General features: G+C 41.0%; 22 protein-coding genes and 2 pseudogenes. 12 read left to right on the top strand and 12 right to left on the bottom strand.

What is annotated here, in order from left to right; all coding sequences use genetic code 11:
• Genes nrdG through sufB form a run of 6 tightly spaced genes read left to right on the top strand, consistent with a single transcriptional unit; the run spans position 1 to position 5,434 of the window.
• Positions 1-588 (top strand): anaerobic ribonucleoside-triphosphate reductase activating protein, encoded by a 588-nt coding sequence (gene nrdG / locus HMPREF0623_RS07925; protein ID WP_002829866.1) that lies wholly within the window; start codon positions 1-3, stop codon positions 586-588.
• A gap of 14 nt (positions 589-602) precedes the next feature.
• A complete protein-coding gene (gene sufC / locus HMPREF0623_RS07920) occupies positions 603-1,379 on the top strand; it encodes a Fe-S cluster assembly ATPase SufC (protein ID WP_004166651.1) in 777 nt (258 codons plus the stop codon).
• On the top strand, positions 1,372-2,421 hold the full coding sequence (locus HMPREF0623_RS07915; protein ID WP_232362410.1) for a SufD family Fe-S cluster assembly protein: 1,050 nt from the start codon (positions 1,372-1,374) through the stop codon (positions 2,419-2,421). The genes sufC and HMPREF0623_RS07915 overlap by 8 nt, the downstream gene beginning before the upstream one ends.
• 1 nt (position 2,422) lies before the next feature.
• A complete protein-coding gene (locus HMPREF0623_RS07910; protein ID WP_004166648.1) occupies positions 2,423-3,598 on the top strand; it encodes an aminotransferase class V-fold PLP-dependent enzyme in 1,176 nt (391 codons plus the stop codon).
• On the top strand, positions 3,595-4,035 hold the full coding sequence (gene sufU, locus HMPREF0623_RS07905; RefSeq protein ID WP_004166647.1) for a Fe-S cluster assembly sulfur transfer protein SufU: 441 nt from the start codon (positions 3,595-3,597) through the stop codon (positions 4,033-4,035). Before HMPREF0623_RS07910 ends, sufU begins: the two co-directional genes overlap by 4 nt.
• On the top strand, positions 4,028-5,434 hold the full coding sequence (sufB, locus tag HMPREF0623_RS07900; protein ID WP_004166646.1) for a Fe-S cluster assembly protein SufB: 1,407 nt from the start codon (positions 4,028-4,030) through the stop codon (positions 5,432-5,434). The genes sufU and sufB overlap by 8 nt, the downstream gene beginning before the upstream one ends.
• A gap of 243 nt (positions 5,435-5,677) precedes the next feature.
• Here the strand turns inward: sufB and HMPREF0623_RS07895 are convergent, their stop codons facing one another.
• Both HMPREF0623_RS07895 and HMPREF0623_RS07890 read right to left on the bottom strand, forming a co-directional pair.
• Positions 5,678-6,301: a MarC family protein gene (locus HMPREF0623_RS07895; RefSeq protein WP_002829857.1), complete on the bottom strand. Its 624-nt coding sequence runs from the start codon at positions 6,299-6,301 to the stop codon at positions 5,678-5,680.
• 168 nt (positions 6,302-6,469) lie between these two features.
• Positions 6,470-6,838, bottom strand: a complete 369-nt coding sequence (locus tag HMPREF0623_RS07890; protein WP_036671423.1) for a nuclear transport factor 2 family protein — start codon at positions 6,836-6,838, stop codon at positions 6,470-6,472.
• Positions 6,839-7,184: 346 nt separating this feature from the next.
• Here HMPREF0623_RS07890 and HMPREF0623_RS09280 point away from each other — a divergent pair, with 346 nt between their 5' ends.
• The 3 genes from HMPREF0623_RS09280 (at position 7,185) to HMPREF0623_RS07875 (ending at position 8,224) form a co-directional block, all read left to right on the top strand.
• The gene (locus HMPREF0623_RS09280) at positions 7,185-7,445 is read left to right on the top strand and encodes a type II toxin-antitoxin system HicA family toxin (protein ID WP_080542514.1); all 261 of its coding nucleotides are present in this window, start codon (positions 7,185-7,187) and stop codon (positions 7,443-7,445) included.
• The gene (locus tag HMPREF0623_RS07880; protein ID WP_004166643.1) at positions 7,417-7,791 is read left to right on the top strand and encodes a type II toxin-antitoxin system HicB family antitoxin; all 375 of its coding nucleotides are present in this window, start codon (positions 7,417-7,419) and stop codon (positions 7,789-7,791) included. The genes HMPREF0623_RS09280 and HMPREF0623_RS07880 overlap by 29 nt, the downstream gene beginning before the upstream one ends.
• Before the next feature lie 100 nt (positions 7,792-7,891).
• On the top strand, positions 7,892-8,224 hold the full coding sequence (locus HMPREF0623_RS07875) for a MazG nucleotide pyrophosphohydrolase domain-containing protein (protein WP_002831181.1): 333 nt from the start codon (positions 7,892-7,894) through the stop codon (positions 8,222-8,224).
• Positions 8,225-8,307: 83 nt separating this feature from the next.
• On the opposite strand, the gene HMPREF0623_RS07870 is transcribed toward HMPREF0623_RS07875, so the two are convergent.
• Positions 8,308-9,450 carry an ArgE/DapE family deacylase gene (locus tag HMPREF0623_RS07870; protein ID WP_004166642.1) on the bottom strand — a complete coding sequence of 381 codons (1,143 nt, stop codon included), beginning with the start codon at positions 9,448-9,450 and terminating at the stop codon, positions 8,308-8,310.
• A gap of 413 nt (positions 9,451-9,863) precedes the next feature.
• Here HMPREF0623_RS07870 and HMPREF0623_RS07865 point away from each other — a divergent pair, with 413 nt between their 5' ends.
• Together HMPREF0623_RS07865 and HMPREF0623_RS07860 are read left to right on the top strand one after the other, a co-directional pair.
• Positions 9,864-10,799, top strand: coding sequence for an NADP-dependent oxidoreductase (locus HMPREF0623_RS07865; RefSeq protein ID WP_036671419.1), 936 nt, complete (start codon positions 9,864-9,866; stop codon positions 10,797-10,799).
• Positions 10,800-10,974: 175 nt separating this feature from the next.
• Positions 10,975-12,012: a zinc-dependent alcohol dehydrogenase family protein gene (locus HMPREF0623_RS07860; protein WP_004166640.1), complete on the top strand. Its 1,038-nt coding sequence runs from the start codon at positions 10,975-10,977 to the stop codon at positions 12,010-12,012.
• Between the two features lie 394 nt (positions 12,013-12,406).
• Here HMPREF0623_RS07860 and HMPREF0623_RS07855 read toward each other — a convergent pair whose 3' ends face one another.
• From HMPREF0623_RS07855 to HMPREF0623_RS07820, 9 genes and pseudogenes are all read right to left on the bottom strand, one after another.
• Positions 12,407-13,060 carry an HAD family hydrolase gene (locus HMPREF0623_RS07855; protein WP_004166639.1) on the bottom strand — a complete coding sequence of 218 codons (654 nt, stop codon included), beginning with the start codon at positions 13,058-13,060 and terminating at the stop codon, positions 12,407-12,409.
• Positions 13,061-13,769: 709 nt separating this feature from the next.
• Positions 13,770-14,939 carry a metallophosphoesterase family protein gene (locus tag HMPREF0623_RS07850; RefSeq protein ID WP_004166638.1) on the bottom strand — a complete coding sequence of 390 codons (1,170 nt, stop codon included), beginning with the start codon at positions 14,937-14,939 and terminating at the stop codon, positions 13,770-13,772.
• Between the two features lie 120 nt (positions 14,940-15,059).
• A pseudogene (locus HMPREF0623_RS09835) lies at positions 15,060-15,898 on the bottom strand (ISL3 family transposase); the annotation flags it as partial.
• Positions 15,895-16,089: pseudogene (locus HMPREF0623_RS09580) on the bottom strand (transposase); the annotation flags it as partial. The pseudogenes HMPREF0623_RS09580 and HMPREF0623_RS09835, both read right to left, overlap by 4 nt.
• Positions 16,090-16,470: 381 nt before the next feature.
• Positions 16,471-17,097, bottom strand: coding sequence for an MFS transporter (locus HMPREF0623_RS09810; protein ID WP_251951390.1), 627 nt, complete (start codon positions 17,095-17,097; stop codon positions 16,471-16,473).
• Between the two features lie 8 nt (positions 17,098-17,105).
• The gene (locus HMPREF0623_RS09805; protein WP_004166635.1) at positions 17,106-17,636 is read right to left on the bottom strand and encodes an MFS transporter; all 531 of its coding nucleotides are present in this window, start codon (positions 17,634-17,636) and stop codon (positions 17,106-17,108) included.
• Positions 17,637-17,735: 99 nt separating this feature from the next.
• The gene (locus tag HMPREF0623_RS07830; RefSeq protein ID WP_004166634.1) at positions 17,736-18,752 is read right to left on the bottom strand and encodes a polysaccharide pyruvyl transferase family protein; all 1,017 of its coding nucleotides are present in this window, start codon (positions 18,750-18,752) and stop codon (positions 17,736-17,738) included.
• Positions 18,753-18,773: 21 nt separating this feature from the next.
• Positions 18,774-20,144 (bottom strand): sugar porter family MFS transporter, encoded by a 1,371-nt coding sequence (locus HMPREF0623_RS07825; protein ID WP_004166633.1) that lies wholly within the window; start codon positions 20,142-20,144, stop codon positions 18,774-18,776.
• 165 nt (positions 20,145-20,309) lie between these two features.
• On the bottom strand, positions 20,310-20,558 hold the full coding sequence (locus HMPREF0623_RS07820) for a GlsB/YeaQ/YmgE family stress response membrane protein (RefSeq protein ID WP_036671510.1): 249 nt from the start codon (positions 20,556-20,558) through the stop codon (positions 20,310-20,312).
• A gap of 571 nt (positions 20,559-21,129) precedes the next feature.
• Between HMPREF0623_RS07820 and HMPREF0623_RS09570 the strand changes: the two genes are divergently transcribed.
• The coding region (locus HMPREF0623_RS09570) for a helix-turn-helix domain-containing protein (protein ID WP_143121393.1) at positions 21,130-21,283 on the top strand (154 nt) is incomplete at its 3' end.

Genomic DNA, 21,283 nt, shown 5'->3' with positions numbered 1-21,283 from the left:
GTGGTTAGACAACGACGAGTACGGTCACCGAGAAATCCCCAGCCGCAAGAATGGCTGGCGAAGGACCGCAGTTTAGAATATATTGCCGACTATAAGCCGTTTAACATGGTTGATGGGGAAGGCATTCGCTGCAGTTTGTACGTTTCGGGTTGTTTATTCAACTGTCCGGGGTGCTACAACAAGGCGGCGCAAAATTTCCATTACGGACGCCCCTATTCGCAGGAATTAGAAGACCAAATTATCGAAGACATGGGGCAAAGTTACGTACAGGGGCTGACCCTGTTAGGCGGAGAACCCTTCTTAAACACGCAGGTTTGCTTGCGGCTAGTCCGGCGGGTGCGCCAAGAATTTGGGCACGACAAGGACATTTGGTCGTGGACCGGTTACACCTGGGACGAACTGATGCAGGAATCTTACGATAAATTGGAATTGTTAAGCGAACTAGATATCTTGGTGGACGGTCGGTTTTTAGAAGCTAAAAAAGATTTGACGCTTCAATTTCGGGGAAGTTCCAACCAACGAATTATCGACGTGCCTAAATCGTTAGCCGCAAACCAAGTCGTCATTTGGGATAAATTGCTTCGTTAAGGTAGGAGAATTTGATGAGTAAGTTAGAAATTAAAAATTTAAAGGTCAATGCGGGTGATGAGCGCATTTTAAACGGGGTTAATTTACAAATTAATCCGGGAGAAATTCACGCGTTGATGGGACCTAACGGGACTGGGAAGTCAACGCTTTCGGAAACGATTATGGGAAATCCGCTCTACGAGATTGTAGATGGCCAAATTTGGTTAGACGGGCAAGACATCACGGAAATGAGCGTTGACGAACGGGCCCGGGCGGGAGTCTTTTTAGCGATGCAGTATCCGATGGAGGTCGCGGGAATTTCCAACGCCGACTTCATTCACGCAGCGTTAAACGCACGTAACCAAGGCCAACCGGTTGCCGTGCTGCCTTTTTTAAAACAGCTTAAAGCGAACATGGAATTTTTAGAAATTAATCCGGAATATGCGGACCGGGGGCTTAACGCCGATTTTTCCGGTGGTGAAAAAAAGCGTAACGAAATCCTGCAAATGATGATGTTACGACCCGAGATGGCTATTTTAGATGAAATTGATTCCGGATTAGATATTGACGCCCTCAAAATTGTGGCGAAGGGGATCAACGCAATGCGCAGTACCACCTTTAGCTGCTTGATGGTCACACACTATCAGCGCCTGTTGAACTACGTGGCGCCTGACGTGGTGCACATCATGATGGACGGCCGGATTGTTAAAAGCGGCGGTCCCGAACTAGCTACGGATCTGGAAAAGACTGGCTACGCTGAATTAGAGGAAACGTTAGGAAGTGAAACCAGCCATGGCGATTCCCTTGAATAAAACGGCGACCGCTAGCTATCCCCGTATTTTAGGAATTCGGTATGACCCCGCAGCTTTTACCTTGCCGGATTCTACCAGGGCCGCTTGGGACTGGGAGGCCAACGCGGAAGCTTTGCAAGTCATTAATGCAGCGGGAGGTACGGTCCGGCGCATTAATGGTGCGACAGCGGAACTATCCGGTCTGCCCCAATTACTAGCTTCCACGGACAAACAATTTGTGCAACAGCACTTGCAAAACCAACTCCAAGGTGTGGTAATCAGTTTGCCGGATCACGCGGAAATTTCGCCAGCTCTAAACTTAACCCTGCGAACGGAGTCAGCTTTTCCCGTGGAATGGACAGTTTGGTTTGATTTAGGGGTCCATAGTCGGTTGACCACGAAGCTAACGCTAGATTTAGCGGGAGAGGTGCAGCAATCTAACTGTTTGATAGGAGGGGCTTTAGCGGACGAAAGCAATTTGACACTCATCACCGACACGCAAAGCCACCAGGCTACCCGAAGTTTATTGCTAGGTGATTTTGTGAGTGCTCGGGATGCTAACCTCGATTGGTCCTTGTGGCCGCAAACGAAGGGCCAGCTGTTAGGTGATTTAAACGTAACGCTTGCTGGAACCGGTAGTCGGGCAACCCTTAACTTGGCGCGTTACGGCTACCAAGATGACTGGGTGGGCATCCGTGGACAAATTAAGCATTTGGGCCAACATACTTTTAGCCGAATCAACATGCGGGGAGTTTTGTACGAAAATTCCCGGGTCAACTTTACGAGCATTGGCCAAATTGATCACGGGGCCAGTGATGCGGACGCGGACCAGGAAAGTCGGTTAATGACCGTAGAACCGCACGCTAAGGGCAGCGTTAACCCGGTCTTAGTGATTGACGAAAATGATGTCCGGGCCGGCCACGCTGCTAGTGTCGGCCAGTATGACGAAGATGCACTTTACTACTTACAAAGCCGGGGACTGCCGATGGCGACGGCAAAGCAAATTTTAATTGATAACTTTATGGAACCGATTTGGCGTTTGCGCAACGGGGAGGTTGGCTAAGATGACGGATTACCAAAGTTTAACTTATTTGGATAACGCGGCGACCACCCCCATGCCAGAGGAAGTTTTAGCGGTAATTGACGACTATTACCGGTTTAACAAGGTCAACGTCCATCGGGGGATTTATCAGCTTGCGGGCCGGGTCACCAGCGCTTATGAAGCGGTTCGCGAACAAATCGCCCAGTGGCTGCATGCTCCCCAACCAGAGTCGGTCGTTTTTACCAGCGGGACTACCGACGCGTTAAACCAAGTTGCCTTCGGCTATGCACAGCCGCGGTTGCAGCCGGGTGACGAAATTATCGTCAGTGTACTCGAACACCATTCTAACTTAGTGCCTTGGCAACGGGTGGCTGCCCAAACTGGAGCGCACTTGCGAATGGTGGGAATGGATTCGCAAGGTAACCTGGATTATGCTCAATTAGCAGAGCTTATCAATACGCATACCAAGGTAGTTGCGCTCACGATGGTTTCCAACGTGCTGGGGACGGTGGTTGACGTGGCAAAGGTTGCTCAACTAGTCCATCAGTATGACGGAGTCTTAGTGGTGGACGCTGCCCAAGCGGTCGCCCATTTGCCAATTGACGTTACCGCCATGGATGCCGATTTTCTCGCGTTTTCCGGACATAAAATGTTTGGCCCCACAGGGATTGGGGTGCTTTATGGCAAGCTAGCTCGGTTAGAGGAGATGGAACCGGTCCGTTTTGGTGGCGAAATGGTCGACTTGGTTACGCCAACTTCGGCAACTTTTCAGCCGTTACCAATCCGTTTAGAAGCAGGGACCCCCAACGTTGCTGGCGTATTAGGGCTAGGAGCGGCCGTGAAGTATCTAGAAAAACAGGACTTTGCCGCTATTCAAAAACATGAAGCACACCTAATGCAGTTTTTACTTACCGAACTCCAGGAAGTGCCGGGGGTTAAAATTTACGGTTCGTTAGATTATCAACGACGGGTGGGAGCGGTTAGCTTTAACGTCGGTAAACACCACGCTCATGACGTGGCCACCATTTTAGATGCTTCGGGAGTGGCCGTGCGCGCCGGACACCTGTGTGCGGAACCATTAATGCAAGCTTTAAACGTTAGCAGCGTCGTGCGGGCGAGCTTCACCTTCGAAAATCAGGTTGCCGATCTGCAACGCTTAGTGGATGCGGTAGAACAAGTGGGACGAATTTTATCATGAACAATTTACAAGAGTTATACCAAAAAATTATTTTAAATCATGCCAAGAACCCGGTGGGCTACGGGACAGTCCCCCACGCAAATTGTGTCGGGGCGTTGCGCAATCCCGAATGTGGCGACGAGATTACGGTTTATGCCGAAGTTGACGCGCAACGGATCCAGCAACTGGGTTTCACGGGGACGGGCTGTGTGATCAGCATGGCATCGGCAAGTATGATGGTTGCGCAATTAAATGGTCGCACGCTAGCGGATGCCCGCCAACTCTGGGAAAATTTCCAAAATTTAGTGTTACAAACGGATTGTGATTCCGATCAGCTGGGGGATTTAGCGGCTTTTGCTAGTCTGCACCAGTTTCCGACGCGGGTGCGGTGCGGTACCTTAGCGTGGCACGCGCTTGCAGAAGGTTTAAAGGAGAAGGGGGAAGTTTTTGATGGATGAAGTCAGTCCAATGCAACCAGGAAATTTTAAGGACGAATGGGGACCGATGGATGACGTCCAGCCGGTCTTTTCAACCGGGGTCGGAATTAACGAGGAAACCATCCAAGCCATTTCGCGGGCGAAGCACGAACCCCAATGGATGCTAGACTTGCGGTTACAGGCCTACCAAATTTACCAATCCATGCCCATGCCGAGCTTTGGACCCGACCTTAGTGAGATTGATCTGAACGAAATTAAATATTTCCAGCGAGCAACGGATCACATTGCTCGCAACTGGGAGGACGTGCCCGACGAAATCAAGACTACCTTTGAACGAATCGGGGTTCCAGAAGCTGAACGAAAGTACTTAGCCGGTTCGGCGGCACAGTATGAATCCGAAGCGGTTTACCACAACCTCAAACAGGATTTAGAAAGTCAGGGAATCATTTTTATGGATACTGATTCAGCTTTGAAACAGCATCCGGAACTAGTCCGACAGTACTTTGGTAAATTAATTGCCGCAAGCGATAATAAGTTTGCCGCCTTGAATACCGCCGTTTGGTCGGGTGGAACCTTTCTATATGTGCCGAAAAATGTGCATGCCGACGTGCCGATCCAAAGCTACTTCCGGATTAACGCGGGCCGGACGGGCCAGTTTGAGCGAACCCTGATTATCGTCGATGAAGGCGGCAGCGTTAACTACGTCGAGGGATGCACTGCGCCAAATTATGCGGAGGACAGTCTGCACGCCGCAGTTGTAGAAGTGTTCGTTAAAAAGGACGCCTATTGTCGCTACACAACGATTCAAAATTGGTCAACGAACGTGTACAGCTTAGAAACCAAGCGGGCCCAGGCCGAAGCAAATAGCACCATGGAATGGGTCGACGGTAATTTAGGTTCAAAGGTCACCATGAAATACCCCAGCATTTATCTAACGGGCGCGGGCGCCACCGGTTCGATGCTGTCGATTGCAGCGGCGGGTGCCAACATGCACCAGGATACCGGCGCCAAAATGATCCATTTAGCGCCGAACACCCATAGTACGATTGTTTCAAAAGCAATCTGTCATAACGGCGGTCGGGCGGACTACCGAGGATTGATTAAGTACACAAAGGCGGCCAAACGGGCTAAGTCCCACGTCGAGTGCGATACGATTTTGATGGATCAAGACAGTGCCAGCGATACTTTCCCAGTTAACGACATTGAAACGAGCGACGGCACGATTGAACACGAGGCCCACGTTTCGAAAATTTCCGAAGCCCAACTGTACTACTTGAAGAGTCGGGGATTAGACGAAGCGACCGCCTCCCAATTGATTATTATGGGATTTTTGGAGCCCTTCACCAAGCAATTGCCAATGGAATACGCCGTAGAGTTAGACCGGTTGATTAAGTTTCAGATGGAGGGCAGCATCGGCTAAAGCTGTGAAATTTGCGAACGCTATGCAAAATTTTGCCCAATAAAAAGAACGGCGAATTAACGCCGTTCTTTATTGATTGATAATAAAATTAAAGTGAAAAACATTTTTAAATAATAGAGCCAAAACGTGCTCCCAAAGTCAGTTTGCGCTGCTTAATAGGTAATTGGTAACCATGTCCATGCATAACCACCGATTCTTTGTTAATGCTCACGAACTAGCCGACTTTGGGGGTGCGTTTTTATTTTAAAGATGGAAGGCGGCTTGCACACCCACGATCAGCATTTTGACGCCGATGGTTGCTAAAATCAGCCCCATTAACTTGGTGATTACGTTCATGATGTTGTTGCCCAGCTTGTCCATGATTTGTTCACCGTAGATAAAAATGAAGTAAGCAATGACTGCTAAAACAACAAACGCGGCCACGACGATGAAGGGGTTGGTCCCACTAGCCAAGTTCATGGTGGTAGCAATGGTTCCGGGGCCGGCCAAAATCGGCATGGCTAGCGGGGAAATCGCGACGTTGGTGTTACTACTGTTGACGGAATCCTTAACGGATTTTTCGGGATCGTGCTGGATCGGCGAAACGTTACCTTGAATCATGTGATAACCAATCAATCCCAAAATGATCCCACCCATGATGCGGAGTGCAGCAAGGTTGATACCAAAAATGGTGAAGATGTAATTTCCGAGAAAGGCAAACAACACGACGATGACGGTTGCCACGATAAAAGCCAGCCGGGCAATCGCGTTGATTTCCTTGCGGCTGTTATCAGCAGTCAAACTGACGAACATTGGCAAGTTAGCAAAGGGGTTCATAATTGCAAAAAATGCGGTGAATGAAAGTAAAAATGCTTGAACTAAATGCATGGTCGGCCTCCTTGTTAAACGTTTTCAATGCAATGATTGTTTTTTAATTATATGGGTTAGGTGGGGAAATGCCAAGTTTGGTGATTTTTTGAGAGAAGAATGACGAGAAATAATTTAATGAAAGTAAGAGACTGCCATAAATAGTTTCTATTTATAGCAGTCTTTTATTTATTGATAAGGACGGTAATGAGAATGTTTGCTTTCAAATTCCTTGATTTCAGCAATTTGTAAATCTTCAAAGGTGATTAAGGAAATACCGTCAAACTTGAAATTCTTTCCATGATCAACGCAAGCAAACACCCATTCTACGATATAGGTAGCGTCATCATGATAGATATTTTTAATGTCCCAGCAATTCACAGTTTGTACCTTGAATTTATGAGTTATCCACCGCTGAATCTCTTGAATGCCAACGTACTCCGCTCCATAGCATTCCACGTAATGCACAGATGGAGTGAAAATTTGTGCTAAATCAATTAGCTTTTTATTTTTCCGCATGTTGAAGTAACGTTGGATGATTTCAATTTGCTGGTTCATGAGTGTGCTCCTTAACTTTGAATTACTCTTAACACTAGTTAATTTTTCTATGCTAAAAATCTTAATGCAACGTTTGATTTTGCACTTCATTTTAACATTTACAAGCGTTCTATTAATCTTAGAGAATATTTAGTATTAATTTGCGCATTTTTTAGTAATCAATTAATGAAATAATAAACGTGTTTAGCTTTTATAGGGGATATTATTATTTCCTGTAACCCAAATTGGTACTTATGGAAATAGAAAGGCTGACTAGACAATGCACCATCATAACTTCAAAAAAACGCCACTTGGATTTGCTTATACGTATAAAATAAGTATAATTAAGGAGAGAAAGGAGCAGGACGTGCCAAAAAAGCCACAACAGCTGGAAAGTGAAATTTTAAAGGCTGGTTTTATTCTTCAGAAGGGGAAAGGTAAGGGAGGTCACCGACGTTATAGGCATCCCGATGGTAGAACAACAGAAATACCTTTTCATTCTAAGGAAATAAAAAAGGGAACTGAACAAGCTATAAAAAACAAGCGGGACTTAATTAGTTTAGCGGCACATTCAATACGTAACTATGAGGAAGAAGTTAATGTATCCAGTAATTATAAGCGAATATAACGATGATGGTCATTATTATGTAGTCACTTCTCCTAATATAAAGGGGATGGTTACTCAGGGAGATACGTTCGAAGACGCGGTTTACTGGGCGGAAGATGCCATTGGAACCATGTTAGATGGCGAGAAATCCTATCCTAAGGTCCAAGATCCAAGTAATTGGAAGTTAAATAAAAATGATCAATTAGTTTACATTACCGTTGATATGAGCAAATGGCTAAAAAAGAATTCTAAAACCGTTAAAAAGACGATTACCGTTCCAGAATACTTGAACGAAATGGCTAAAGAACAGAATATTAACGTGTCGCGGGTTGCTAGCGAAGCGTTGAAAAGGGAACTGGGAATCTAATTATGGAATTAGATTTTTAATATGAAACCCATTCCCTAATCCACCACCCCAATCAAAGTTATGCTATGCTAGATGCAATATTTTTTAGGGAGGCAGGATTTTGCGAGTTAATCAACATCAAGAATGGCTAGTTAATTTTTATCAAAAACGGAATTGGTATCAGCTTTCCCCGTTTGTGCGCCTTAATTTTTTAACTGAAGAAGTGGGGGAGTTGTCACGAGCAATTCGGGCCATCAAAATTGGTCGAGACCATCCTGGAGAACCGCAGCCCAACGCGGAGCAGCTGCGCGACAACCTTACGGAAGAACTTGCCGACGTTTTGGACCAACTATTAATTATTAGTAGTAAATTTGATATCGCCCCAGAAACGTTGCTTAAATATAGTGAGGATAAATTGAAGGCTCGGTTTAAGGATGCGCTGGATGAAGAATAGGATGATAATAAAAAAGTTCTAACCGCTTGATGATTAGAACTTTTTTATTTGGAAACTAAACGGAGCTCCAACTTCAAATAATATTATTTTTCAAGGAATTCCATAAACAATTTTTGATAGATTTCAATGAAGTCAAGATACATCTTTTTAGGTAAACTTTCATTTACTTGATGTTGTGAGCCGTCACCTGGGCCATATACCGCAAAAGGAAAATCGTTTGGTTTATCCTTTGCTAAGTTAGAAGCATCGGTAATCCCCGGGCTAGCAGCTACGACAATCTCACGTCCAGCGTATTCCTTACCGATTGATTGAATAGTTTTAACTAATTGGTTTGAAGGACTTGTTGCAATCGGGAACTCATTCATAATTATTTCCGTACTAATTTGTGCGCCGGCGTCATTATAAGTTCTAACCAATGTTTCAATCTTCTTAGCTACTTGGTCATTATCATATTCTGGAATGGTCCGAACATTGATTAAGGCCGTAGCTGAATCAGGGATGGAATTAATCTGATTTCCACCATTTAAAACATCAATGTTGAATCTTACCGGACCCATTTCCCCAGCAGGGATTGTTTCAAAGTATTCGTTAGCTTCATTTAGTAGTTGCATCAAAGGAACTAGGGCGTTATAGCCCTTTTCGGGTGTCGAACTATGCACAGAAGTACCCTTAGAAGTAAATTTAATATCAAAAGAACCCTTTTGTTCAGAAGTAGTGCCGTAAGTTGAGGAAGGTTCGGCGATCAGCAAACCGTCCGCGTCTTCCATATAGTGGTCACGGTAAAAGGCTGCGGAACCTTCTTCACCAACTTCTTCTCCGGCAGTTGCAAGCAAGCGGATGGTACCTTTTTTAGGTAGGCCTTGCTTTTTCAATTCAATCATGGCAATTACTAAAGCTGCTAAACCAGCCTTCATATCCGTAATTCCTCTACCAAAAAGCTTGCCATCTTTTTCAGTCATGGTAAATGGATCGCTATCCCACGCTGCTAAATTTCCGGGATCGACAACGTCCATGTGCCCCGAAACGGCGAGGACGGGAGCACCACTACCGATTTCAGCAACTAAATTAGCACGTTGACCTTTAATCGGGAGAATTTCTGAATGAATATCATTTTTTTGGAATAAATCTTTTAGATATTCTGCGACCTCTAATTCGTGGTCATTAACGGACTTGATTTTAATTAAATCAGCTAAAATTTTTAAATATTCTTGATTTTCTGAAAGCATATTATTAATCACACCTTTCCCTTTATTATTGGAAAAGATTACTACTTTCTAATGGAAAAATCTACTTTTAAAAATACGACAAATATGTCCAAAAATCATTGGTGCGGGCTGGAGGACCAGCGCTAAATGATTTTTTCTAAAATAGAAGGCCTAACCGCCATGGGATGTCGATTGCATTTTTTGGAAGATTGTTTAACGGAAAATATAACGTATTCGTAGGCTAAACTTGAAGAATTTACAGAAGGCAAAACTAGCTCTTTAAAATATTTAACGCTTCTGAAGGCAGAACAACGAGGACTTTATGAATTAGGAATGAGGAAAATGAGCATTTTCTATACAACTTACTTTTTACAAGAGGTACAATGTAAAACATACCTAAAAAAATAAGTTACACTCGCTGAGGAGGAATGACGATGAAAGCAATCACGATTAGAGAATATGGGGACGTTAACCAACTTCACGAAGAGGAATTAGCGATTCCGCAAATTGCGGACGACGAAGTTTTAGTTAAGATCAAGAATACTAGCATTAACCCAATTGACTGGAAAGCGCGTATGGGGCTTTTGAAGCAAATGTACGATTGGCAATTTCCAGTGGTTTTGGGATGGGATCTTTCGGGCGTGATTACCAAAGTTGGTAAGGACGTTAAGGATTTTAAAGTCGGCGACGAAGTATTTGCCCGTCCTGACATCTATGAAGACGGGACGAAGGGAACCTACGCCGAATACGCGGCGGTTAAGGAAGATAAACTAGCGTTGAAACCAGCCAACGTTTCGTTTGAAGAAGCAGCGGCAATTCCGTTGGCGGGGCTAACCGCATGGCAGGTAATCGTAGACCGTTTAAAGGTGCAAAAGGGTGACAAAGTTTTGGTTCAAGCCGGAGCCGGCGGAGTGGGTATTTTTGCGATCCAAATTGCCAAACATTTAGGTGCTTACGTGGCCACTACTGCCAGTGCTAAAAACGCGAAATTTTTGAAGGGCTTAGGGGCTGATGAAGTGATCGACTACCATGAGCACAAGATCGAAGACGTCCTTCAAGATTACGATGCCGTTTTTGACACAATCGATGCTTTGGATGAGGGCTTAGCAATCTTGAAACCAACTGGTAAGTTAGTGACGATTGCGGGACATCCAACCCAACAGCAACAAGAAGCGCAACCTTCAGCAACGGCCTGGTGGCTCCAACCTAATGGCAAACAGTTAGCTGAATTAGGTGATTTAGTGGCAAAGGGTGAAGTTAAGGTGATCATTGATAGCACGTTCCCGCTTACGGAAGATGGTCTTCGAGCCGCACACGAACGTAGCCAAACGAACCATGCGCGGGGGAAGATTGTTATTAACGTGGGATAATAAGTGGAAAGTTCATGAGTTCCGCGTAACCAAAAATTGCCCATCATGCCCAATTCAGGCATGATGGGCAATTTTCAGATAATGCTCGCAAACTACCCGACTTTTGTCCACTCTCTTTTTTACGCTCATTTGCGTTATAATACAGGAAAATAGTTAACAACAAAGGAGAACCGTCATGAAAGCAACCGTATTTATGGAACCAGGCAAAGTGGAAGTCCAAGAAATTGAAAAGCCAACTTTGAAGAAACCAACTGACGCCGTAATCAAAGTGCTTAGAGCATGTGTGTGTGGCTCGGATCTATGGTTTTTTAGAGGGATTTCGGAACACGACCATGGTTCAGCAGTGGGCCATGAAGCAATTGGAATTGTGGAAGAAGTGGGTAGCGACGTACATAACGTTTCGGTGGGGGACTTTGTTATCGTTCCGTTTACGCACGGATGTGGGCACTGTCCCGCATGTTTAGCTGGTTTTGATGGTGATTGTTATAATCGCGAACCAGGTAATAATGCCTACCAGTCTGAATACGTTCGTTATGCCAACGCTAACTGGGGTCTGGTGAAGATTCCGGGGCAACCAGCCGATTATTCTGACGAAATGCTGAATAATTTCTTAACCCTATCTGATGTTATGGCCACGGGCTACCATGCGGCCTTCACCGCCGAAGTGAAACCTGGAGATACGGTGGTGGTCATGGGTGACGGTGCCGTTGGATTGTGCGGGGTGATTTCGGCAAAGTTGCGCGGAGCAAAACGCATCATCGCAATGAGCCGGCATGCCGATCGGCAAAGGTTAGCTCTTGAATTTGGCGCGACTGATATTGTTGAAGAACGGGGCGACGAAGCTGTAGCTAAAGTAATGGAAATCACTGACAACCACGGAGCGGATGCCGTTTTAGAATGTGTGGGTACTGAACAGTCGGTAGATACCGCCACTAAAGTTGGCCGTCCTGGCGCAATTGTGGGACGAGTTGGGATTCCGCAAAATCCTGAAATGGATACCAACGCTTTGTTTAGACGTAATATTGGCTTGCGAGGCGGAATTGCGGCAGTTACTACGCACGATCGTAACGGACTACTACAAGCGGTTTTGGACGGTAAAATCAATCCTGGCAAGGTATTTACCCAACGCTTCAAGCTAGACGACGTCCAAGCTGCCTATGAAGCTATGGACCAACGCAAAGCGATTAAATCATTGTTGATTGTAAGTGAATAAAGCGCAACCGAACGCGTTAATATGAGTATTAACTAGAAATCGGCAGTTATTTCCTGAACAGGGATAGCTGCCGATTTATTTGATTGGGAGCGATTAACTGCCTTTGTGGCGTATCAGCAATTTTTGTAGGGGTACTTGTGGTGCTTGCAAAACATGATTGGACAGATTCGGGATTCATGTATTTATTCACTAAATAGTACGATTGCTTAGCCGGCAGCAAATTAATTGCAAATGTGTTTAGTAATTCAAACGTAACCATAAAATTATCGTCTTTCTCTTAAAAAAACTGTATCAAATCACTGAGTTCTTGTTGGCGCCGATTTTGTGGGTTACGGTGCAGCTTTAACTAAGCATATTATTTCTAGGAGGTGTTTCTCCGGCTGTTCAAGATAAATTATTCGATATATCTAACTAATTTATTGAGATGATCAAAGTAGAGTGGCGAATTTTCCCGCATCCATTTTTGGATGGTAAGATTTTTTGGAGACCATCCTGCTGCTGCAAATGGAACATTGCACTTGTTAGCCATTTCTAATCCTAAACGAGAATCATTCAAGATTAGAGCCTCTTTAGGTTGTAAGCTAAAATGGTTTAGGATTTGTAAAACTGGATAAGGATTAGGCTTAATTTTGTCTTTTCCTAATTCCCAGCCATAAACAGCATCTGGTTCAAAACCGCATGCTCTCATATAATCACTTTTTACCATTGCAGACTCAGAATGCGATACTACGGTTATTATCCCGCCCTGTTCTTTAAATTGTTTAATTAGTTCAGGAAAACCAGGGAAAAATTTTGCAATCCTTTCCCTATTGTACTGTCGCCAAATTTCTTGTTGACGCGATTGTTCTTCAGGTGTGAATTTAATAATATCAGTACATAATTTATTAAAGCCAGGGTTAAAACAGTAATTGACAAATTCATTAAGGGTAAGAACCGGAGCTTCTGGACGCAGTTCTTTAAGCGCAGCGACAAACGATGGGTAGTGGATGTATCTGGTACTATCCACCGCGGTATCGTCATGATCTAAAATCAGACATTTGTATTTCATTATTGAGGACCTCGCAATTAATTAAATTTAATAATATAGAACATCAAAAGGACGGGTATTTGTGAACAGAATAACCCCAGAAGCTAAATTATAAAATCTGGATTTAGTTTAAATTAGATAAACACGTAATTCTTTTGTCCATATTACAATGTAAAAACATTTTTTTAAAGACTGTGAGATTAAAAACGCGCAAAATGAAGCTGACTTTTGGGGGACCAAACCTTAATAGATGTGCGAGAAAAAGGTTATTGACTTACGTATTAAGGATTAAAGAAGCGCAAACACATTAATAAAATTATTTTATGAAAGAACTTAAGAGGAAATCTCTCTCAAAAAAGTATAAAGCGCATATGAAAATTCCGGCATTATTATGGAAAAATATTATTGGAATCCCTTAATCGGATATAAGGATTGATTAAATATTTATTTAAAAATGGAAAAATAATTGAGATAACTATTGAGTTGATTTGGGATTTTTTCAGGCTGCTATGTACACTTGTTTATTGGAGAACCATATCTAAGAATATTAAAAAATCCCGTCATATCAACGTTTTGACGCTGTATATAACGGGATTAAGTTTTAACTATGGAGTCGGCGGGTTTTGTACCCGACTGCTCACAAACGTTGATATACCAATGTTTTACATAGCTAATTCAAAAATTGGCTAAGCTTTTGGCTATGTTTTATAAAAAAATATGCTTGCGAGGCTTAAATTTCAAAACTTACGAATCTGGCTGCTGCACCATATCCAAATATTTGGAGCAACATTTTGTCGGGATTGATATTAATGAAATATCCAGCTAATTCGGAAATCTCATTATATCGGCGATCCCATTTTTTATTATAATCAGTCGTTAGGCCGTGTTTTTTACCCATTAAAGCCGAACAATTTAATATTATATGATTAACCCCATTAACTTTGTAGCGCTTTTCATAATGCATGTGTCCACAAATATAATTCGATATGGTCGAAATACCGGTATCAGTAAAGTTATAGCGAACATTAACTCCAAAATCACCGGATAATTCATTTTTAAGTTGTCCAGAATCCTTATTATTAAAGCTAGTAAAAATCTTCTGAACTAAGTCACCGTTGAAGTTCAAAGCTGAACGACCACTTTGACTGATCAAATTAGCATGACCAAAAACTACGACATGCTTATCAATTGTCTTTTCTAAAATAGATATTAAATCTTCGATCTGTTGCTCGCGGATACCACGGACTTTTTTGAAGTTGTACTTCTTGGTCCCGCCATTTAGGATATAGGGAATATCGCTCGTATTCAAGAAAATTACTCGAATATCCCCTTTATCGATCCAAGCAACTTTGGAACCAAGACTCAAGCGTTTGATCTCAGGTTGTTCGAAATCATGTTTCGTTACCAAATTATAGTAGTCGTCACGTCTAAATGAGGCTGAAGTAATAAATTTGTGTTCATCATACTTATCATTTTCATCGTGATTACCTTCCAGCACATAAAAAGGACGCTGGCTATTTTGGTAATTTTCCATCGTGAATTGTAACAATCCTCGACTGATCTCTGGCTTATCACTACCGTCGATCAAATCGCCTAAATGAATATTGTAATCCACTGGCAATGAATCGCAAGCCTTATTGGCTTCAATAATATGCCTTACACCGTTGAGACCATAGTACGATGAACTGGCAACAGCTTTTTCATGAGTGTCCGTTAAAACCGATAAAGTCAAGCAATTTTGGCTAACGTTAGGTTCAACGTTCTTTCTGAAAACTTGCTCGATATATTCTGTAAAAGACGGTCTCGGCTTTAATTTCCTCAAAAAGTTATCAGTTTGAACAGAGATAAATTCAGATAGTCTCGCTCTAAAAAATTTTTTAGTAAGAAATTTGATTTTCACGATTTTTATTCTCCTAATTGACTAAATCTTATCATGTTTTAGACTCCGACAAACAAAAAAACCATCATAAAAGGGCTCTTTGTCAACGGGTGTTGATGGAGGATTTATGTGGAACTTCGTTCACTTGCGAACGGGGCTCCTTTTCTTTACTCTGATTTTAAATTCAATTTGAATACGAAAAACAAAGTTTTTCCAGTTCCGGTATCCGTATGCTGTCCGCTTAATCTGTTTAATCTTTCGATTGACGCCTTCAATGGACCGTTGGGAAGTGTACTACTGGTCATATTTTGGATGAGCTTTTTATTTTTAATAAACGTTTTGATGGTCGTAAAGAGTTGAGGACTAACGTTCTCAACCTCATCAAGCGTCGCAGTAAAAGCTGCATAGTCTCGGTTACGAAAAGCTTCGACGAGTTTATGAGTGGTGAAGTAAGTATTTTCAAACTCATGACTGAGATTTAAACCAGACCAGATAAGTTGTTCTTAAGTCAGTCTGTTTCGTAAATGTGAAAACCATTGTGGTTGACTTTTCTCAAGAGCTTCATAGTTCATAAGATACAGGCACCAATACGGTTTTAACACTCGGTATTCGGGGGTATCTGGGTGATACTTTTTCATTAACTGGGCACGAGTTTGGTTCAAGGCTCGTAAGGTCATTTGAACCAAGTGAAAGTTGTCGACGATTAATTTGGCGTTAGGAAACAGATAACGAATAACAGTTTGGTATTGTGCGTTGAGATCCATTACAACTTGAGTAACCTGTTCACGATTTTTTAGCGAATAATGGTTTAGAAAAAATTGTTTAATTTCATTAGTCTGTCGACCAGGTAAAATGGTGATAATATCATGCTTTTGTCCATCAATTGTAATGAAGCTCATTTGGTTAGAAGTTGAACGAAATTCATCAATGCATAAGGTTTTTGGAAGACCGTCATACGCTGGCATGGTCTGCTTACCGAGCGCTCATAACTGCCGTTGCGGTTATTACCAGTGTTAATCCCAGCGTATGAGTAGCGTTCGTAACCCAAAAACTCTGCCAATTCGGTTTGAAGCAGCTGGTTAATCGCAATTTAGAGGTGGTGACGAAAAACTTCGTCCAAATCTTGCTTTTGGGCTAGTGCAGCGATAATTTCTGTGGTAAGTTCATTCATGGGGAATGCCTCCTGTGATGTTTTCTGTGGTTACTAAATATCATAAGGGAAGGCATTCCCTATTTCTATACAATTCAGAAATCTTTTATGCATTTACATAAGATATTTTACGCTCTCATTTAATTGTTCCTATATACCACTTAATCTTTTTGTTAAGTGGTGTTTTATGATAATAAATTGTTTTCCTATCGAGTCAATTTTAAAACCACCATACTATCTTGTAGCTTGCTATTTTACAAGCATAAAAATTTGGGCTGATGGTTTATTAAAATTCTATCTATCCTCACATGAAGAAGCTAACATAAATATTAAGACTTATTCTCTGGTATGCTGAACCTGAATAATAATTGCCAAAATCAGTACAGGCATTAAAAGATCTTATTAATTATAGTTATACTTAATTAATATTGTTAGAACACCTATTGTGAAAACACTAAAGACACTACCTGCAATGCCCAAACCGCTTAAGCCTACAGTGGCCACGACATATCCTCCAATTGCAGATCCGGTAGCAACTCCAACATTTGAAAAAATTGAATTAAAAGAAGAAGCTAAAACCAATGATTGGGGATAATTTTGTTTGGCAATATCCATGTAATACAATTGCATGGGTGAGTTAGAAATAGACATTGTTAAAGCCATTATGAGAATGGCACTGATTTTTAGCCATGTTAAATTTCCACTTACGAATATAAGAAAGATACTAATAGCTTGAAGAATAAAAAATTTTTTTAAATTGCGTTTCCATTTCATGTTTGCTATACGCCCACTCACTTGGTTGCTTACCAATCCACATAGTCCGTACAAAAATAGAACAATTATGACATTATTGTGGGAGAAACTTAACTCTTTAATTAATATTGGCTTCAAATAGGTATAAATGATATAAATGGCACTAAAATTAAAGACCGGGACCAGAATACCCCAGATGATTTTTTTGTCTTTTAAGATAGCTAACTGTTTGAATATGTTATGTGTTCCATTTTGTGTTAAATTATGGGGTAGCAAATAGAAAACTACGATAGTAATAAAGACTGAGGCAAAAAAATTGTCCAAAAAGTTAATCGCCAGTTAAGGTTATCACTTATCCAAGTACCTAAAGGTACGCCAAAAACTGAAGCAATACTGAAGCCTGAGAACACCCAAGATATTAGCCAAGCTCTTTTTCTCTGAGGAGCAATTGCAGCTGCAAAGGTAACAGCAGTCGACATCAGAGGCCCAGACGATAGGGCTGTTATAATTCTACTCATAAGTAGTACATTAAAATTACTAGCTATAGCTGTCAATAAGTTTCCAAATGAAAAAATCAGCATAAAAAAGAGCATAACTTTATGCAAAGCGATACTACCAATAGATAAGTTAATTATTGGTGTTGCAACTGCATAAACGATTGCAAATATGGTTACGAGTGCCCCAATGTCTGCGATAGAAACTCTAAAATCTGTCGATAAATTATTTATAATTCCTATTATAATAAATTGACTCAAACCCATTGTGAACGTTAGAAATGTTAATAATATGCATTGAAGGTTGATTTTCTTTTTCATATGACCACCTTATTAAGAGATACACTAAAAAAGTTATATAAAAAGCCAATTTTTTGATTAACATCAAATGAAAAATGTTATCAAAAAGTTGGCTTTTCCCTACCGATTATGTGCAATTAAATCATGTAACTGTTTAAAATCAGGAATAAGATCATAAGCGTGAGTTTTGGCTTCCATGAGCGCGTTTATTTGTTGTTTAATCCTTTCGGTATCTTCCTCATCGGTATAACTAACCCAGTTGATATGCTCTAGCCAATCAAAGTAAGCGTGTTTACCTTTCCCATAACTGTTTCCCATTAGTAAACAAGGTGTTCCAGTTAAAACTGAGAATACCATTGCATGCCATCGATCAGTAATAATTAATTTTTGACCTGAAAATAGGCTTAATTCATTTCTGAATAATTTTTCACGGGTATCAGGTGTAATAGTTTTAACCGTATCTAAAACAGTATCCGTAAATTCAATAGGTTGGTAGGCTCTAAGCAAAGCCTTCATATTTTGGATAACCTTATCTTTGACAACTTTTTCACTGTCCCGTCTGAGAACAAATAATGACCCTTGACGCTTCGATTTTGGGGCTTTCTTAGATTGCATATATAAAACCATATCAGGTGTAAAAATGACTTTATTATTGAAGGTAGTCTGCATTCTATGGTAGCTCTGTGCATCTCGGGCTACTAAAACTAAATTGGGGTTTTTTTGGTAAGCCTCTTGACTTAACTTTCGTTCATAAAGCCCAGCTTCATTGTCCTCAAAATGAATAGACTGTGGGAATGAGATAGTTAGGTTATCAGTAAAAGTTGAAAATACTTTTCTACGTGCTTTTTCATGGTCTAAATAGAGATTTCCCATATTGCCACCACCCGTAAAGGCAATAATATCTGCACTACTTAGATTTTTCTTTACAACAGGAATAGCCTCATCATCATCTTCCTCCACTATTTCAATATATTGGTATTCTGGAAATTCAGCTTCGACATATTTTCGTTCGGCTAATGAGATTGCCTGGTCACCAAGATTGGTGTAGCTAGGAACACCAAACATAAAAAATTTGGGCTGATTGTTTTTAGGCAATTCGTGTACAACGTTATTAGGATTGATATAAAAGTTGGCCATATTATTTTCCTCATTTTAATTTTATTTGCTGGAACTTTCCTGATAGGATTTTTCCATTTTCTCTTGATTAATAACAGTCAAGGAAAGAAATAAACTGCACCCATTTGTTATGGCAAATACAAAAAAGACAGTGGCTGTTCCTAAAGCATTAATTAGCAATGGGTAAACTAAGCTAATTGAAAAATTAGTGATCCATGTGGTTGCTGTAGCAATTGACATAAATCTAGCTTTGACACTATTAGGGAACATTTCTGCCATAATCAACCAAGTAACAGGGCTAACAATACCTTGATGGTTCGCTAGAAATAGAACAAGCATTGCTAGAACCAAAGTATTTGTAACTACCTGTGGCAGCATGTTTGCGTGCATAATAGCCCCTAACAACGCTAAGAAGATAATATTACCCATTAACCCAATTTTTAACATTTTCAGATGGTTGTGATTGGCAATTATTCTGGTTCCAAAGATACTAGCGATGACAGATGCTAAGCCGATTAGTATATTCGCATACAAAGAACCACGTTCTCCCATACCAACCTTTTCTAACAAGATAGTGCCATAATACATAACTGTATTAATACCCGATACTTGTTGAATCAAGGCAATAACGATTCCAATCAAGAGTAAGTAGACTAATCGTTTATTCGAAAAGATTTGGTTCCAAGTGAGCTTTGTCTCTGTTTTGATATTCTTTTTACGCCCATCAATGATCCTGTTAGCAGTTTGTTTTTTGAATCCTAGTCGACGAGCTAAATTACGTGCTCTTTTTAAATGCCCTCTTTGTACTAACCAGTTAGGACTCCCAGCAATATTGAATGAATTAATCCATAAGATAATAGAGGGGACACATGCCATTAAAATCATAACGCGCCAAATTGGATTCCAGTTACCCCATAGACTGCCTAAAAGGGCATTCATAATAAACGCTACTAGTTGTCCTAAAACGATAAAAATTGCATTCTTATTGACGTTGCTAGCACGAACTTCCCTTGGGGATATTTCTGCAAGATACATTGGAGAAAGACTTGAGGCAGCACCAACAGCTAGTCCCAGGATAAACCTAAATGTGGTCATAAAGATATAATTGAGTGATAATGCGCAACATACAGTTGCCAGTGTAAAGATAACTGCACCCCAACGAAGTGTACCCTTTCTGCCATATTTATCAGCACATTTTCCACATAGGAATGCACCAAGGCAAGCCCCTAAGACTAAAGAGCTTGACACGATTCCCTGACGGGAAGGAGTTAGATTTAATTGGCTAGTCTTGCTCATAAAAGCCAAAGCTCCATTGATAACACCAGTATCGTACCCAAATAGGAATCCTCCCAAAGATATGACGTAAACACTGTAGTTTAATAATCCATATTTTCTGCCGCTTCTATTTTGCATGGCCAATTTGTCCACTTCTTTCAGCTTGTTAATAATTAGAGTGGCTTTACATGAAATTAAAGTAAAACATTTATAAAAAAGCCAATTACTACAGTAATTGACCAGCTAATAACAACCATGGATTCATTTAAAAGATTGTTAAAAAGTTTAACATATAGGGGAAAATTATCTTGTGCTACGACTTAAAAAGAAAGAAACTACTGCTACAACAACTATTGTGCCTATAATTGACGGAATAATGGCCATACCAGCTATATTTGGCCCCCAACTGCCTAAAATAGCTTCACCAATGGATGAGCCAACTAAGCCAGCGATAATATTGCTAATCCAGCCCATAGCTACGCCTCGATTAGTGATGGCACCAGCAATTGCGCCAATAACAGCACCAACAATTAAAACCCATAACCAATGCATAAAATTCACTTCCCCTTTTTTGAACAAACGTTCTATAATGATTACAAGCATAACTATACCCTTATCAAGGGTGTGATGCAAGGAAACCATACGATCAAAGCTGTTGAACAAATTCACAATATTTCCTGTGCATGCTATTTATTTCATAAATGTTTCAACAATAAAATAGGTATGTAAAACAATTATTTGTGTTTCATATCTCCGATCAAGTGGAGTGTCCATTAACCAATTTTTGAGATTGCTAGTGTTGGGTTAACTGGGTGTCAACTTATATTATTAGCTACACCAATATGTAATTTCGGATAGATCAGTTAACTTAGCATTAATCATTTTTTTCTTAAATAAAATAAAAAAGTGGGTAAATGAAAAATGACCATGATGTATACACAGTCAGGGTGTCATTCTTGTATGACATCTCGTCGATGGTTTAATAAACACGGAATCAGATTCCAAGAAAAAAACTTTAGTAAACGGTAGATTGTAAAATTAATCCGAACGCTGTTCGGACAAAAAGGATCAGCTTCCTTTAAAATGGTGTTTACCACAAACCCATCTTTTAGGAGCTGATCTTTTGTCTAGTATAACCTATTCCAAACGAATTAAAATCGAAACCTTTTGTGAACTAGGGCTGTCCAATATCCAAATGGGCGTTCGGCTGAACCGATCACCGTCAACAATTTTTTATGAATTATCTCGATGTCAACCTTATCAGGGTGAATTAGCAT

Origin of the sequence: Pediococcus acidilactici DSM 20284 (assembly GCF_000146325.1) — a bacterium.
In the GTDB taxonomy this organism is placed as follows: domain Bacteria; phylum Bacillota; class Bacilli; order Lactobacillales; family Lactobacillaceae; genus Pediococcus; species Pediococcus acidilactici.
The sequence above is the reverse complement of the archived record's forward strand: the minus strand, read 5'-3'. Positions and strand labels throughout refer to the sequence as shown.